Origin of the sequence: Actinoplanes sp. NPDC051859 (genome assembly GCF_044452725.1) — a bacterium.
Taxonomy (GTDB): Bacteria; Actinomycetota; Actinomycetes; order Mycobacteriales; family Micromonosporaceae; genus Actinoplanes.
On the sequence record NZ_JBITBX010000019.1, the window covers coordinates 14075 to 29315 of the forward strand.

Annotated in this window: 15 protein-coding genes; 8 read left to right on the forward strand and 7 right to left on the reverse strand. The window is 69.1% G+C overall.

The features are described 5' to 3' along the window. Nucleotides 1–48: 48 nt before the first annotated feature. On the forward strand, nucleotides 49–2604 hold the full coding sequence (gene pepN, locus ACIA1L_RS30790) for an aminopeptidase N (protein ID WP_396076539.1): 2556 nt from the start codon (nucleotides 49–51) through the stop codon (nucleotides 2602–2604). 97 nt (nucleotides 2605–2701) lie between these two features. Then, nucleotides 2702–3307, forward strand: a complete 606-nt coding sequence (locus tag ACIA1L_RS30795; protein ID WP_396076540.1) for a Uma2 family endonuclease — start codon at nucleotides 2702–2704, stop codon at nucleotides 3305–3307. 12 nt (nucleotides 3308–3319) lie between these two features. On the opposite strand, the gene ACIA1L_RS30800 is transcribed toward ACIA1L_RS30795, so the two are convergent. Further along, nucleotides 3320–3703 (reverse strand): DUF5130 family protein, encoded by a 384-nt coding sequence (locus tag ACIA1L_RS30800; protein ID WP_396076596.1) that lies wholly within the window; start codon nucleotides 3701–3703, stop codon nucleotides 3320–3322. Between the two features lie 91 nt (nucleotides 3704–3794). After that, complete coding sequence (locus ACIA1L_RS30805) at nucleotides 3795–4073, reverse strand: hypothetical protein (protein ID WP_396076597.1); 279 nt, start codon at nucleotides 4071–4073, stop codon at nucleotides 3795–3797. A 240-nt stretch (nucleotides 4074–4313) separates the two neighbouring features. Between ACIA1L_RS30805 and ACIA1L_RS30810 the strand changes: the two genes are divergently transcribed. Together ACIA1L_RS30810 and ACIA1L_RS30815 are read left to right on the forward strand one after the other, a co-directional pair. Then, complete coding sequence (locus tag ACIA1L_RS30810; protein ID WP_396076541.1) at nucleotides 4314–4802, forward strand: hypothetical protein; 489 nt, start codon at nucleotides 4314–4316, stop codon at nucleotides 4800–4802. 310 nt (nucleotides 4803–5112) lie between these two features. After that, on the forward strand, nucleotides 5113–5709 hold the full coding sequence (locus ACIA1L_RS30815; protein WP_396076542.1) for a class F sortase: 597 nt from the start codon (nucleotides 5113–5115) through the stop codon (nucleotides 5707–5709). Between the two features lie 10 nt (nucleotides 5710–5719). On the opposite strand, the gene ACIA1L_RS30820 is transcribed toward ACIA1L_RS30815, so the two are convergent. Then, nucleotides 5720–6262: an HNH endonuclease gene (locus tag ACIA1L_RS30820; protein WP_396076543.1), complete on the reverse strand. Its 543-nt coding sequence runs from the start codon at nucleotides 6260–6262 to the stop codon at nucleotides 5720–5722. 223 nt (nucleotides 6263–6485) lie between these two features. Between ACIA1L_RS30820 and ACIA1L_RS30825 the strand changes: the two genes are divergently transcribed. The 4 genes from ACIA1L_RS30825 (at nucleotide 6486) to ACIA1L_RS30840 (ending at nucleotide 10910) form a co-directional block, all read left to right on the forward strand. Continuing rightward, on the forward strand, nucleotides 6486–7568 hold the full coding sequence (locus tag ACIA1L_RS30825) for a mechanosensitive ion channel family protein (RefSeq protein ID WP_396076544.1): 1083 nt from the start codon (nucleotides 6486–6488) through the stop codon (nucleotides 7566–7568). 223 nt (nucleotides 7569–7791) lie between these two features. After that, on the forward strand, nucleotides 7792–9195 hold the full coding sequence (locus ACIA1L_RS30830; RefSeq protein WP_396076545.1) for an MFS transporter: 1404 nt from the start codon (nucleotides 7792–7794) through the stop codon (nucleotides 9193–9195). Further along, nucleotides 9192–9602, forward strand: a complete 411-nt coding sequence (locus ACIA1L_RS30835) for a globin (RefSeq protein WP_396076546.1) — start codon at nucleotides 9192–9194, stop codon at nucleotides 9600–9602. The genes ACIA1L_RS30830 and ACIA1L_RS30835 overlap by 4 nt, the downstream gene beginning before the upstream one ends. A gap of 39 nt (nucleotides 9603–9641) precedes the next feature. Then, nucleotides 9642–10910: a PKD domain containing protein gene (locus ACIA1L_RS30840; protein ID WP_396076547.1), complete on the forward strand. Its 1269-nt coding sequence runs from the start codon at nucleotides 9642–9644 to the stop codon at nucleotides 10908–10910. 808 nt (nucleotides 10911–11718) lie between these two features. Here the strand turns inward: ACIA1L_RS30840 and ACIA1L_RS30845 are convergent. The 4 genes from ACIA1L_RS30845 to ettA form a co-directional block, all read right to left on the reverse strand. Then, nucleotides 11719–12303: a YbjN domain-containing protein gene (locus ACIA1L_RS30845; RefSeq protein WP_396076548.1), complete on the reverse strand. Its 585-nt coding sequence runs from the start codon at nucleotides 12301–12303 to the stop codon at nucleotides 11719–11721. A 128-nt stretch (nucleotides 12304–12431) separates the two neighbouring features. Next, on the reverse strand, nucleotides 12432–13094 hold the full coding sequence (locus ACIA1L_RS30850) for a hypothetical protein (RefSeq protein WP_396076549.1): 663 nt from the start codon (nucleotides 13092–13094) through the stop codon (nucleotides 12432–12434). Continuing rightward, entirely contained in the window at nucleotides 13091–13507 is a 417-nt protein-coding gene (locus ACIA1L_RS30855; protein WP_396076550.1) for an acyl-CoA thioesterase, read from the reverse strand. Before ACIA1L_RS30855 ends, ACIA1L_RS30850 begins: the two co-directional genes overlap by 4 nt. After that, the gene (ettA, locus tag ACIA1L_RS30860; RefSeq protein WP_396076551.1) at nucleotides 13500–15176 is read right to left on the reverse strand and encodes an energy-dependent translational throttle protein EttA; all 1677 of its coding nucleotides are present in this window, start codon (nucleotides 15174–15176) and stop codon (nucleotides 13500–13502) included. Before ettA ends, ACIA1L_RS30855 begins: the two co-directional genes overlap by 8 nt. Nucleotides 15177–15241: the final 65 nt, after the last annotated feature.

A 15241-nucleotide genomic window follows, 5' to 3' on the forward strand; every position in this document is an offset into this window, starting at 1 on the left:
AGCTCGAGGCAGGGCGACGTGGCCCTGCCAGCGTGGAGGAGAGTGAACGTGGCCGGAGTTCGTAACCTGACCCAGACGGAGGCCGCCGAGCGGACCCGCCTGCTCGAGGTGACGGGGTACGACATCGCCCTGGACCTCACCGACGGGAACGGCGGTCCGGGTACGGGCACCTTCCGCTCGGTCACCGAGGTCACCTTCGGCTGCTCGGAGCCGGGAGCGCAGACCTTCATCGAGGTCGCGGCCGCTTCCGTGCGCTCCGCCGTGCTGAACGGCACGCCGGTCGACACCTCCGACTGGTCGGCTGAGAAGGGTCTGACCCTGACCGGCCTCGCCGCTGACAACACCCTCGTCGTCGACGCGGACTACTTCTACTCCGCGAGCGGCCAGGGCCTGCAGCGCAGCGAGGACCCGGTCGACAAGGAGATCTACCTCTACAGCCAGTTCGAGACCGCGGACGCCCAGCGGGTCTTCGCCGCGTTCGACCAGCCCGACCTCAAGAGCGTCTTCACCTGGCACGCCACCGTGCCGGCGCACTGGAAAGTCATCTCGAACATGCCGGTCGAGAGCACCGCCGACGCCGAGGCGGGCGCCAAGACGGTGCACTTTGCGAAGTCGGCACGGATGAGCACGTACATCACGGCGATCTGCGCGGGGCCGTACCACGAGGTGCGGGACAGCCACGACGGCATCGAGCTGGGCGTGTTCTGCCGGGCGTCGATGCAGCAGTACCTCGACGCCGACAACCTGTTCCTGATCACCAAGCAGGGCTTCGACTTCTTCCACGAGCAGTTCGGCATGCGCTACCCGCTGCCGAAGTACGACCAGCTGTGGGTGCCCGACTTCAACGCCGGCGCGATGGAGAACTTCGGCTGCGTCACGCACGCCGAGGCGCACTACATCTTCCGCTCGCAGGTCACCGACTACGAGTACGAGCAGCGCGCCAACACGATCCTGCACGAGCTGGCCCACATGTGGTTCGGCGACCTGGTCACCATGCGCTGGTGGAACGACCTGTGGCTGAACGAGTCGTTCGCCGAGTGGGCGAGCCACTGGTGCAACACCGGCGCCACCCGCTTCACCGACGCCTGGACCACGTTCCTGTCGGTGCGCAAGACCTGGGGATACCGCCAGGACCAGCTCTCGTCGACCCACCCGGTCTACTGCGAGATGCCCGACCTGGAGGCGGTCGAGGTCAACTTCGACGGCATCACGTACGCCAAGGGCGCCAGCGTCATCAAGCAACTCGTCGCGTACGTCGGGCTGGAGCCGTTCCGGGCCGGGCTGCGGGCGTACTTCCAGAAGCACGCCTGGGGCAACGCCACCTTCGACGACCTGCTCACCGAGCTGGAGACGGCGTCCGGTCGCGAGCTGCGCAAGTTCGCCGCGCAGTGGCTGGAGACCGCGCAGGTCAACACGCTGCGGCCGGTCCTCACCATCGGCGCCGACGGCACCTACGAGAGCGTCGTCGTCAAGCAGGAGGCTCCCGCCGAGTACCCGACGCTGCGGACCCACCGCATCGGCGTCGGCCTCTACGACGTCGACGGTGACCGGCTCGTGCGCCGCGACCGCCTCGAGATCGACGTGAGCGGCGAGGTGACCGCGATCTCCGCGCTGGTCGGCGTGCGGGCGGCGGACGTGCTGCTGCTGAACGACGACGACCTCACGTACGCGAAGCTGCGCCTCGACGAGCGGTCGATGGCGACGGTTGTGGAGCACATCGACGGCTTCGAGTCGTCGCTGCCGCGGGCGCTGTGCTGGGCCGCCGCCTGGGACATGGTCCGCGACGCCGAACTGGCCGCCCGCGACTACATCGCCCTGGTCAGCACCGGCCTGCCCAAGGAACGCGACATCAACCTGACCACGGCCACGCTGCGGCAGGCGGCGACCACGCTGACCATGTACGCCGACCCGGCCTGGGCGCCGACCGGCTGGGGACAGCTCGCCACGACGGCGCGTACGGCGCTGGCAGCCGCGGAGCCGGGCAGCGGCTTCCAGCTCGCCTGGGCACGCGCCTTCGTCGGTGCTGCGCGCACCCCCGAGGAGCTCGAAGTCCTGCGCGGCTGGCTGGAAGGCCGCAACGTCCCCGCCGGACTGACCGTCGACACCGAGCTGCGCTGGTCGCTGCTCGAGTCGCTGTCCGCCCGCGGTGCCGCGAGCGACGCGGAGATCGAGGCCGAGCTCGAGTCGGACCGTACGGCCAGCGGCGAGCGAGAGGCCGCGCTGGCCCGGGCACTGCTGCCCACGCCGGAGAACAAGGCGGCGGTCTGGGCGAAGCTCACCGGCGGCGAGAAGCTGCCGAACTGGCTCAACCGGTCGCTGCTGCAGGGCTTCCAGTCCTCGACGCAGGTGGCTCTGACCGCGCCGTTCGCCGCGAAGTTCTTCGAGGTGGTGGACGAGGTGTGGACCCGCTCGGACAGCGAGCCCGCGCAGGAGTTCGTGATGCTGGCGTACCCGGCGTACCAGGTGAGCGAGGAGACGGTGGCCGCCACCGACGCCTGGCTCGCCACAGACGGGCATGCCCCGTCGCTGCGGCGGCTCGTGGCCGAGGGCCGCGACGGCGTGCTGCGGGCGCTGAAGGCGCGCGCGAAGGACGCCACCGTCTAGCCGAACCCCACCAAGTCGGAATTCGCGGGTCGTGCGGAGTGGACTCCGCACGACCCGCGAAACTCACCCGGACGAAACCCACCAGAAACAACACTGCGTGAGTACGCTGACACTCCGCGGTGATGGAGGTGGTGGTGCGGTGGTGGTGATCGGCCACAGTTCCCCGGTGCGTTGGGCCGCTCCCGAGGGGCCCTGGACCGAGCCGGATCTGCACCTGTTCCCCCAGGACGGCCACCGCTACGAGATCGTCGACGGCAGCCTGCACGTGACGCCGCCGCTGGATGACGCCCACGAGACGGTCGTCCAGGCACTCATCGCCACGCTGCGCGCCGCGGCCCCTGAGGGCTGGTGGGTCTGCGACCGGCTCGGCATCGCCCTCGGCACCAGCAGCCTCATCCCGGACGTGACCGTGCTGCGTCCCCGCTCATCCGGCGCCATCTGGGCCGACCCTGCCGACGTCGCCCTGGTCATCGAGGTCGAGAACGCCTCCAGCCGCCACTACGACCGGCTCCTCAAGCCCGCCCTGTACGCCGACGCTGGCATTCCCGGCTACTGGCGAATCACCGGAGAACACGAACCGGAACTGCACATGTACGAGCTGGGCTCAGGCGGCTACCTGTCGGCGAAAACAGTTCAGGGCGCCGACCCGGTCAAGGTCGACGCCCCGTTCCCTGTACGCGTTACTCCGAGCTCCTGGGTGTAGCTCCCGGAGAAGTCAGCTCCGGCCGGCGTGCGATGCCAGCTGGTCAAGGCCGGCCAGGACACCGCCGGCCAGATCCCCACCGGCGAACGCAGCAGACATCGACAGCGCCGCGAGCTTCGCGTCCCGGTCGGAGATGCGCTTGCGGGCGTCCGAGCCGGTGACGATCTCCAAGATGCGCTGGTTGGGCGAGACCGCGATGAGAACGGCCGTCGCCGCGCCCTCGATCTCGCGGTGCAGCTGCTCGGCGCTGTCCCGAGTCGGTTCGGCGAGATCGCCGAGGAACACGCTGAAGGTCAGTCCGGTCTGCTGGTCGGCGACCCGCAACGCCTCGTCGAGGCGCAGCAACTGCCGAGTGGAGAACGGACCGTCAAGAGCGGCAATGCCCTCGGGAGTCATGGCAAGCTCGGGCCGCTCGGTCAGCGTCGGTCCGCCCGGGTGGTCAAGCGCGGTCAGCGGCTGCTCCTGCACGCTGAGGATGGCCTGCTGCTCACCAACGGTCACTTGCGCCTCCCACCGGTCCCAGGCGTGCCTGCCGGCCCGCCCCCTCCACGCCCCGCTCCAGCACCGGCTGACCGCCGGCACCGGAAGTCTTGCCACCGAAGGCCGGGCTCACCTGTGCGGGTGACGCCAGGAACCACATCGGCGCGAAGTCGTAAGGCCGGCCAGGCCGGTAACGACGGTCGGGCCGGTTACCGCGCCCGCCCGCGGCGGCGACCGCGGCAATCACGGCGAAGACCGCCGCCGGGATCACCGCGAAGATCAGAATCGTTTCGAAAATCGACAACCTCAACGCCCCCAGGCGTCAAAAGGAACCGGGCCAAGTCACTGTTTTCCCAGTGATCCGAACGTCAATCACGGTAGCGGAGTGTGCGCCGTCACGGAGCGCCGGGTGTCAAGACCCACTGGGTGGGATTCATCGGCCCACGCGAAATCGGAGTGGAGGTGCGAAAATCACCAACACGCGCCGTCCGCGAGGTTTCCGCCCGGACGGCAGGAGGGGGAGGTCATGCGCCCGTTCGTCCCTGCCGCAATCGCCACGCTTGCCCTGACCGGACTACCCGTTCTCCTACCCGGCTCCCCGGCTGCCGCGGCGGCCGTCTTCGTGGAGACCAACCCCAGCACCACCCGCGCCGGTGACGAGATCGGCATCCGGGCGAGCTGCGATGACAACCTCACCGCCGCCCGCGTGACCACCACCCCGCTGGGCGAGGTGACGGTCTCCCCCCGGTACGGCTTCCTGACCGCGACAGCGCGCGTGCCCGCCACCACCGACCCCGGCGAATATGAGGTCGAGCTGCGCTGCGCTGACGGCAAGACCGCGAAGACCACCCTGCACGTCGTGGCAAGAATCGAACCGGCCCGCGGACCCGCCACCGGCTTCGGCGGCTCCGCCAGCGGCGTAACGGCTCCCGTGCTGATCAGCGGCGGAGCCACAGCGCTCTGCGCCGGCATCATCGTGGGCGTGCTGGCGCTCCGCCGCCGCCGGGTGAGCTGAGGCACCCGTGGCGCGCCCCGTGGACCCGGCCGTTCCCGGCCCGCGGATGCCGGAGTCAGTCCTGCGCCGGCGGCCCGTCGCGCCCGAACCGACCCGACCCCGGCCAGTGGCCGCCATAGCCGGCCGACCGGATGCCGTCCCGCCCGACGCTCCCCCGCGGGTGCTCACGGCAACGCCTTCCGGTGGGACAGTGCCACCTCCGCGGCGCCTGCCGGCACCGAAACCCGCCCCCGCGCGGACTCGGCTGGGCTCCGCACGGACGCGGCGGCTGCCCGCGCCATCACCCGCGCGCGGACGGCGTACGGTGCCGATGGGTTTGCTGTCCGCGGTGTTGGTTTTCGCCGGGCTGTTCGCGCTCGGCGCCGGAGTCGGTGCGGCCACCGGCTTCGACCTCGGCGATCTGTTCCGCGGCCCGGACAAGCCACCGCCGCGCGAGTTCCCGGTGCTCGAACCCAGCCGGCCCAAGCGCCTGACCATCCCTGCCATCAAAGTAGCCGCACCGGTGCTGACCGTGGGTCTCGCCGAGGACGGCACGGTGGACGTGCCACCACCGACCCGGCTGCACGAAGCCGGCTGGTTCGGCGACGGTCCCACACCGGGGCAGTTCGGTCCCGCGCTGATCGTGGGACACGTCGACGACAACACCGGGCCTGCGGTCTTCCACCGGCTGAAGGAACTGCGCCCGGGACAGCGGATCGAAGTCCTCCGAGAGGATGACGAGACGGCGATCTTCCAGGTGAATTCGGTGGAGCGGTTCGACAAGGCAAAGCTGCCCCTGCAGCGGGTGTACGGCGACTACAGCAGACCGTCGCTGCGCCTGGTCACCTGTGGCGGGGCGTGGGTCGGCGGCGACAGTGGATACGCCGACAACGTCATCGTCTTCGCCGCACTGATCGGCACGAAGTAACGCCGCTTCGTCAGGCTGCTTCCGCTTCGACTCCGATGGGCAGGTCCAACCAGTCCGACCAGCGCGGATCCGGCGTACGGTGGCCCAGCACCCGCCAGGCCACGCCGCGCGGCGCCTGCGGCGGCGTGTGCAGGCGCCAGCCCAACTCGGCCGGCGTCTTGTCGCCCTTGCTGTGGTTGCACTTGGCGCAGGCAGCCACCACGTTCTCCCAGGCGTGCAGGCCACCGCGGCTGCGCGGGAAGACGTGATCGATCGTCTCGGCCGAGCCGCGGCAGTAGGCGCAGCGGCCGCCGTCGCGGGCAAAGATGGCCCGGCGGGACAGCCCGACGTGGGTCCGATACGGCACTTTCACGTAACGGGTGAGCCGGACAACGGAGGGAACGGGAAGCGCCTGACGCGCGCTGTGCAGCACTCCGTCGCCGTCGGAAACGGTTTCAGCCTTGGCGGTCAGCACCAGGATGGTCGCCCGACGCACCGATACGACGCACAGCGGCTCGTAGGTTGCGTTCAGAACCAACGCGGAGGAGCCCACTGTGGGTCGTATGTCAGGCATCGCGCTTCACCCTTCGGTGGAGGTGCTTGCAATCGCTCCCGATGTGCTTGTCGTCTCAGTCCAGGCCGCACGAGGGCAATCCCGGTGACCCTCGTGCGCCAATAGTCCCTGATGGATGACGATTTTGCGAGCACTATCTGCGGCCGGCGGGTAAACGTCTGAGGTCTCGTGCGAAGATGTCCGGTTCCCAGCCGCCGCCACCCGGCGGGTACGGTGAGGACCCGTGATCCCGCTAGCTCCCACTCCCAACCCGTCCGGCAGCGCTGAACCCATCTTCGTCACCCCTGACGTGACGAAGAGCTGCGACGCGAATCCCCTGTGCAAGTGGGTCCTCGACGAGACCGGCAATCAGTGGCTCGCCAACAGCAGCTTCGTCTTCATCGTGAAGCCGCTGAAGATCGTGGCGATCATCCTGGTCGCGATGCTGATCCGCTGGCTTCTGCACCGTGCGATCCAGCGCCTCGCCACCTCCACCTCGCGGGCCGAGATGCCCGCGCTTCTCAAGCCGCTCCGCGACCGGGCCACCAAACACACCGAAGCGGTGGAGAACCAGTTCATTCCGGAACGCCGCCGCCAACGTGCGGAAGCGATCGGCTCGGTGCTGCGCAGCTTCGTCACCGCCGTCGTCTTCACCATGGCGGCCCTGCTGGTGCTGGGAGAACTGAACTTCAACCTGGCTCCGCTGCTCGCCAGCGCCGGCATCGTCGGCGTGGCGCTCGGCTTCGGCGCGCAGAGCCTGGTCAAGGACCTGATCGCCGGTCTGTTCATGCTGCTCGAAGACCAGTACGGCGTGGGCGACTCGGTGGACCTCGGTGATGCGGTCGGCGTGGTGGAGACGGTCGGGCTGCGGGTGACGACCGTGCGCGACATGCGTGGCGTCCTCTGGTACATCCGCAACGGCGAGATCATCCGGGTCGGCAACAAGAGCCAGGGCTGGGCGATGGTGGTCATCGACATCCCGATCGGCTTCGTCAACTCCGAGGAGGCCACCGCCGTCCTCCGCCAGGCGGCGCTGGGTATGGCGGACGAACCCGAGCACGCCACTGAGTTCCTCGAGCCGCCGGACGTGGTCGGCGTCGAACAGCTCACCGTGGACGGTGCCGTCATCCGGACCATCGCCAAGACCACGGCGGACGGTCAGCCGATCGTGCAACGCGAGCTGCGGCGTCGACTCACCGAGGCACTGGAGAGCTCCGGCATCGCCGAACGGATCGCCCTGTCGCGGATGCTGCCCCGATCCGCGGTGCCACCGATGTATTCGGACACCGCCGGCGATTCTTCTGGCACGCCCGGAGGCGCCACCTGAGCTGCGGGTAGGGCATAGTTGGGGGGTCGGAACTCGGCCGAACGTCGAACGATCCCCCCGTACGCCCTAGCCACGGCTCGGCCGATCGGGCAGAATCCGGCAAGAAGCATCTGCACATGCAGCTTCACGTACGCGCACCGCCGGGCCAGCCGGCTCGCGGTGTCCGCGGCCGACCGCCCCTCGAGGTGGCCCGGCCGGCCGGCGCGATCGATGGAGGGCCTGAGTGTCCGACGACCGACCCGCTGCGCAGCTCGGCAACAAGCCTGCCAGCGTGACGGAGCCGGACCGCCCGGTGACCTTCCGGGACGTGTTCGCGGTCCGCGAGTTCCGCGCCCTCTACGGCTCCCTGGTCGTGAGCTGGGTCGGCGACTACCTGGCCCGTGCCGCCATCATCGTGCTCGTCTACCAGCAGACCCAGTCGGTGCTGCTGTCCGCCGCCTCGTTCGCGTTGAGCTATCTGCCGTGGATCGTCGGTGGACCCGTGCTCGCGGCGCTCGCTGAGCGGTACCCGTACCGAAGGGTCCTGATCTTCACGGATCTGGCCCGGGCCGTGCCGATCGCGCTGATCGCGCTGCCCGGCGTGCCGGTGCCCGCGATCCTGGCCCTGCTGTTCGTCGCCATGCTGGGAGCGCCACCCACCCAGGCCGCCCGCTCCGCGCTGATCCCCCTGATCCTGCCGCGCCACCAGGTCGTGAGTGGCCTCGCCATCAACACCTCGACGGCGCAGGCGGCGCAGGTCCTCGGCTACCTAGCCGGGGCGACCCTGGCAGCCGGCGTGAACGCCCGAATCGGCATTGCGCTCAACGCCCTCGCGCTGCTGATCTCGAGCGTGATCATCGCGGCCGGCATCCGACACCGTCCCGCAGCCAACAGCCCGGACCACCGCCGACACCTGCTGAAGGAGGCCAGCGAGGGCTACCGGCTGGTCTTCGGTACGCCGCTGCTGCGCTCCATCGCGCTCATGGTGTTCGCGCTGACGACCTTCACCATCCTCCCCGAGGGACTCGCCGCGGGCTGGTCCGCGGTGTTCCATCAGGACCCCACGGCCCGCGGGTTCGACCAGGGCCTGATCATGGCTGCCGGCCCGATCGGCTTCGTGGTCGGCGGACTCATCGTGGGCCGGCTGGTGCCACCTGCCCGCCGTACCGCGCTGGTCCGACCCTTCGCCGTGCTGGCCCCGCTCGCGCTGGCAGTCACCATGGTCGCGCCCAACGCGCCGGCCGTTGCGGTCTTCGTTGCCATCTCCGGTGTGGCCCAGGGCGTCCTCATGCCCACGCTCAACGGGGTTTTCGTGCTCGCCCTACCCCACGGCTACCGCGCCCGCGCGTTCGGCGTCATGCAGGGGGGCATGCAGCTCATCCAGGGCGCCGCAGTCGTCATCAGCGGCGCACTCGCCCAACACTCCTCCATTCCCCTGGTCGTCGGCATCTGGAGCCTCGGTGGACTGGTCCTGATGACGGCATTGGCCACCCGCTGGCGCGGCCACGTCGTAGCGACGCCTCACGTCGACGCGCCGGCCACCGAACCGGCCCCACCGCACGCCGAAGACCGGTCGGTCGGGCGCGTCCTGCCCCGGGTCACACCCGGCCCGGAGCGGCATCGGGCTGCTGGCAGACTGGACGGGTGAGCGACGAGGTCAGCTTCTTCGAGGCAGTCGGCGGCGAACCCACCTTCCGGCGACTCGTCGACCGGTTCTACGCGGGCATCGCCGCTGACCCAGTGCTGCGACCGATGTATCCGGAAGAAGACCTCGGGCCAGCCGCCGAGCGGATGACGCTGTTCCTCATGCAGTATTGGGGCGGCCCCACCACCTACTCCGAACAGCGCGGCCACCCACGCCTGCGGATGCGGCACGCGCCCTTCCGGGTCGGCCCCGCCGAACGCGACGCCTGGCTGGTGCACATGCGCGCCGCGGTCGATTCCCTCACCCTGCCCGAGCCGCAGCACACCCAACTCTGGGACTACCTGGAACGCGCCGCCTACTTCATGGTGAACACCATGGACGCGCATCCTCCAGACGCGACCGCTCGTTGATCGGTTGACCCCGCGTCCCGATCTCAGGAGTTGCCACCGATGCGACGCCGCCTGTTCGCCGCCGCCGCCGCGCTGTCCTGCGCCGCCCTGCTGGGCGCCGCCGCGCCCGCATCGGCCGACCTCGCCCACTCCGCGGTGGTGTCGGCAAACCCCGTCGACCACACACCGCACGTCCTCGACGGCACCGTGTGGGCGCTCGCCGTGGTCGGCGACACCGTCGTCGTCGGCGGCAGCTTCACCAAAGTCCAGGACAGCACCCGCAAGCTGACCTACGACCGCAAAAACATCTTCGCGTACGGCCTCCGCGACGGCATCATCCGCCCGTTCGCCCCGCAAGTCGACGCAGCCGTCTACGCGCTAGCCGCCGGCGCGGACAACACCGTCTACCTCGGCGGCGCCTTCAAGACCGTGAACCAGGCCGCCCAGCGCGGCGTGGCCCGAGTGTCGCTCGCGAACAGCGCGCGGGTCGCCGGCTTCGTCACGAAAATCAACTGGGGCGACATCCGCGGCCTCAAAGTGCACGGCAGCCGGCTCTACCTCGGCGGCACCTTCTCGGCCGTCAACGGCGTCGCCCGGGTCGGCCTGGCCCGCGTCCACACCAGTTCCGGCGCGATCGACACCGGCTTCGACGCCAAGCTGTCCGCGCCGGGCCTCAGCCGTACCCGAGTCGAACACTTCGACCTCTCCCCCGACGGCTCCCGGCTGGTCATCATCGGCGCGCTCCTCAAAGTCGGCACGGCAGCACGGACCCAGATCGCCCTCATCAACACCTCCGGCGCCTCCGCCGCGCTGCTCAGCTGGTACACCGACGCCTACAAGGCGGAGTGCATGAAGGGCTTCGACACGTACCTCCGCCAGGTCAAGTTCTCCCCCGACGGCCGCTACTTCGTCGTAGTGTCCACCGGCCGCGCCTCATCCCCCACCAAGCTCTGCGACTCAGCCGCCCGCTTCGAAACCGCCGGCGGCGGCAAACACAACCCCACCTGGGTCCAGCGCACCGGCGGCGACTCCCTCTACGCCGTCGCCGTCACCGGCAGCGCCGTCTACGTCGGCGGCCACCAGCGCTACCTCGACAACCCCCTCGGCAGCGACGCCAAAGGCCCCGGCCCCGGCGCAGTCCCCCGAGTCGGCATCGGCGCCCTCAGCCCCACCACCGGCAAAGCCCTCCCCTGGAACCCCAGCCTCAAGCGCAACGTCGGCGTCCGCGCCTTCACCTCCGTCCCCGAAGGCCTGATCGTCGGCTGGGACACCGACCAACTGGGCAAGGAGTACCACGGGCGAGTGGGCATGTTCCCGGTAGCGGGTTGAGTTTGTCAGGGTTGGTGGGATGCTCACCAGGTAGTGGCTGAGCTGACTGAGATGCTCACCAGGCGGTGGCTGAGCTGACTGAGATGCTCACCAGGCGGTGGCTGAGCTGACTGAGATGCTCACCAGGCGGTGGCTGAGCTGAGTGAGATGCTCACCAGGCGGTGGCTGAGCTTTGTGGGCACGGCTGCTGAGCTTGCTGGCTTCGCTTCGCTCCGCGTGGCTTTCGCCCCTGAGAAGGCAATGACTTGGGCCCGGGTTTTGGTATTCGCACACCCCGCGAACACCAAAACCCGGGCCCAAGTCATTGCCGGGCGAAAGCCGGCAGGTGTTGGACTACGCAGGCGCTGGACAAGAGCAGGCACGGGGGGCGGGACCGGGGAGGAACGGGCTTCGCGGGGAGGGATGGGGGAGAGACGGGCTTGCACACGACGGCTCGGGACACTGGTTTGCCGGCACAGCCGGCTTTGTCTCACCTGGGTGACCCATAGCCGGTTTTGCCGGTCCCACCCAGCTAGGGACGCGACCGAGTGGCCGCTGCTCTTGTCCAGCCCCCTGCCACTCCAACGCCTGCCGGCTTTCGCCCGGCAATGACTTAGGCCCGGTTTTCACCACCCGCGGGGTTTGCGGGTGGTGAAAACCGGGCCTAAGTCATTGCCTCCTCAGGGGCGAAAGCCACGCGGAGCGAAGCGAAGCCAGCAAGCTCAGCAGCCGTGCCCACAAAGCTCAGCCACTACTGTCACGTGCCCACCAAGCTCAGCCACCACTACCAACGCGCCCACCAAGCTCAGCCACCACCAAGTCCAACCGCCTACAACAACGCACCCTCATCGTGGAGCCAGTCGACGAAGCTTGTAGCCACCGCAGCGCCGCAGTCCAGCATTTCGACTAGCAGGGCGTCGTGGGCGCCGGAGGCCAGTGGAACCTGGAGCTCGGCGTAGATGGGGAGTTGGCCGCGTTCGGTGGGGTCGCCGACGTAGGCCTTGCAGAAGCGGCGGGTGTGGTTCCATTCGTTGACGACGCGGTAGGCGCGGTCGGCCCAGTCGGGTGGGACGGTGGCGTGCGGGCGGGCGCGCATGACGAGGATTTCGTCGTCCGGGCCTTCGAGGGTGAACAGCACGGCGTGCCGTTCCCACATGGCTAGGAGGCTGCCGCCGCCGTCGGCGAGGAATCGGATGTCGAGCAGGTCGAGCGCCTTGCCGATCCGGGTCAGGTCGACCGGGGCGACCTGTTCGGGTTCTTCGATCGTGGCTACGTCGGCGGGAGGCTTCGTGACGCGCTCGGGCTCACGCTGCGTCGGCACTCCGACGCGGACAGTGCTCTGGACGGCGACTTCGCCGCCGCTCTCGCGTTCGTTGTCTCCGGACGACCCGGGACGCCATGACCACCACGGCATCGTTGTGCACCTCACTCCCCAGCAGGTCAGCGCCGGGCGTGGCGGGTGACCCGGGGGCGACGGTACCCGTACCGGTCGCGGAGGTCATCCCCTCAAAGGGAGGGCACGACCGGTCGGTCGATGCAGCATCACCCTTTCGGGTGACCCCCTATAGACATAACAGTCAATTCTTGGACTGGCTGTAGCCACGCGACTCCATATGGTGCGGAAAGACCCACCCACCGCCCCGCTGTGCACACGCGCGCTCCCGGACCGTCCACGTCGGCCGGTCCGAGGAAACCCATCCGGGAGACGGCCTGAACGAGCCGCTGTGAGACTGGCACGGCGTCACCCTCCGCCGGAGTGACGACCAACGCAACGTGATCCAGGAGGGCATCACGGACCGCCCGCTGCCCCACCGATCGTCCACTCAGGCCACCCGCCGTCACCTCCCGCAGGGTGCCCGCCGCGGCGGCGGCAAGCCGGGTCAGTTCAGCGGCGGCGACCGACTCCACGGCCTGCACCCGGGCCGGCGGCAACGGCCAGCGCCAGTCCGCGTCACGCCGGGCCGGGAGCTCGTCGTTCCCGGCGGCCAGCGCGGCGAGCAGTTCGTCCGCGGACACCGTCGCGTCGCCCGGCCCCGGACCGGCTACCTCCCGGGTGACCAGGACACCCCACGGCAGACGGGCCCACAGCGCCGTACGCCCGGCCTGGCTCGACCGCAGCCGCACCGGAATCGCCCGTTCGAGGCGGGTCAGGCGGGCGAGGAACGCCCCCGCGTCGGGGATGCCGAGGATGCCGTGCCCGGTCACGCCGGCGCAGCTTCCAGGTACGGCTCGAGGAAAGCGTGTTCCTCGGCCGTCAGCCGGCGCGCGAACCCCTCGGCCAGGTTGTACGGCACGCACACCGACCGGGCCCGGCTGGCGAGCACATCGCCGTCGAACAGTTCGTAGGAGACGGCGAACGAGCCTTTGCGCAGCTCGGAGATCCAGGACTCGATCCGGACCGGGTCGCCGTAGTCCACTGGGCGCAGGTAGTCGATCTCCTGCCGAGCGATGACGATGCCCTCCTCGAACGAGGTCAGCCCCTGGGCCCGCGCGGCGACGAAGAACATGGCAACGCGCGCCTCCTCGTACAGGGTGAGGAAGCGCGCGTTGTTGACGTGGCCGTACGCGTCCATGTCGGACCAGCGCACGGCCACGCTGTGTAGAAACCTCTTAGTCACGCGTGAGCTTGCGGTAGGTGACCCGGTGCGGGCGGGCCGCTTCGGCGCCGAGGCGGTCGATCTTGTTCTTCTCGTACGCGTCGTAGTTGCCCTCGAACCAGAACCACTTGTCGGGGTCCTCGTCGGTGCCCTCCCACGCCAGCATGTGCGTGGTGACCCGGTCGAGGAACATCCGGTCGTGGGAGATGACCACGGCGCAACCCGGGAACTCCAGGAGCGCGTTCTCGAGGCTGGACAACGTCTCGACGTCCAAGTCGTTGGTCGGCTCGTCGAGCAGGATCACGTTGCCGCCGATCTTCAGCGTCAGCGCGAGGTTGAGCCGGTTGCGCTCACCGCCGGAGAGCACCTTGGTCGGCTTCTGCTGGTCCGGGCCCTTGAAGCCGAACGCGGCCACGTAGGCACGGGACGGCATCTCGACCTTGCCGACCATCATGTGGTCCAGGCCGTCCGAGACGACCTCCCACACGGTCTGGTCGCCGTCGAGGCCGGAACGGTTCTGGTCCACGTACGAAAGCTTCACGGTCTCGCCGACGCGGACCTTGCCCTCGTCGGGCTGCTCGAGCCCGACGATGGTCTTGAACAGCGTGGTCTTGCCGACGCCGTTCGGGCCGATGATGCCGACGATGCCGTTGCGCGGCAACGAGAACGACAGGTGGTCGATCAAGACCCGGCCGTCGAAGCCCTTGACCAGCTCGTTGACCTCGATCACCGTGTTACCCAGGCGGGGGCCCGGCGGGATCTGGATCTCCTCGAAGTCGAGCTTGCGGGTCTTCTCCGCCTCGGTCGCCATCTCCTCGTAGCGGTCGAGGCGGGCCTTGCTCTTGGTCTGCCGGGCCTTGGCGTTGGAGCGGACCCACTCCAGCTCCTCGGAGAGGCGCTTCTTCATCTTGGCGTCCTTGCGGCCCTCGACCGCGAGACGCTGCGCCTTCTTCTCCAGGTAGGTGGAGTAGTTGCCCTCGTACGGGTACGCCCGGCCGCGGTCCAGCTCGAGGATCCAGGTTGCCACGTTGTCCAGGAAGTACCGGTCGTGGGTGATGGCGATGACGGTGCCGGCGTACTTGGCGAGGTGCTGTTCCAGCCAGTGCACGCTCTCGGCGTCCAGGTGGTTGGTGGGCTCGTCGAGCAGCAGCAGGTCGGGCGCTTCGAGCAGCAGCTTGCACAGCGCGACGCGGCGGCGCTCACCACCGGAGAGCTGGGTGACGTCGGCGTCCGGCGGCGGGCAGCGCAGCGCGTCCATCGCGAGCTCGAGCTGGGAGTCGACGTCCCAGGCGTTGGAGTGGTCGAGCTCCTCCTGGAGCTTGCCCATCTCCTCCATCAGCTCGTCGCTGTAGTCGGTCGCCATCAGCTCGGCGATCTTGTTGAACCGGTCGAGCTTCGCCTTCGTCTCGGCGACGGCCTCCTCGATGTTGCCGAGGACGGTCTTTTCTTCGTTGAGCGGGGGCTCCTGGGCCAGCATGCCGACGGTGTAGCCGGGCATCAGCCGGGCCTCGCCGTTGCTGACCTGGTCCACGCCCGCCATGATCTTGAGCAGGCTGGACTTACCGGCGCCGTTGGGACCGACGACCCCGATCTTGACCCCGGGCAGGAAGTTCAGCGTCACGTTGTCGAGCACGACCTTGTCGCCGTGCGCCTTGCGCGCCTTTTCCAAGGTGTAGATGAACTGGGCCACGGTGCGGCCTACCTCCGTGATCGTGGGGTTCGCAGGTGCCGAATGAAAGCTCAATCTTTCCAGGT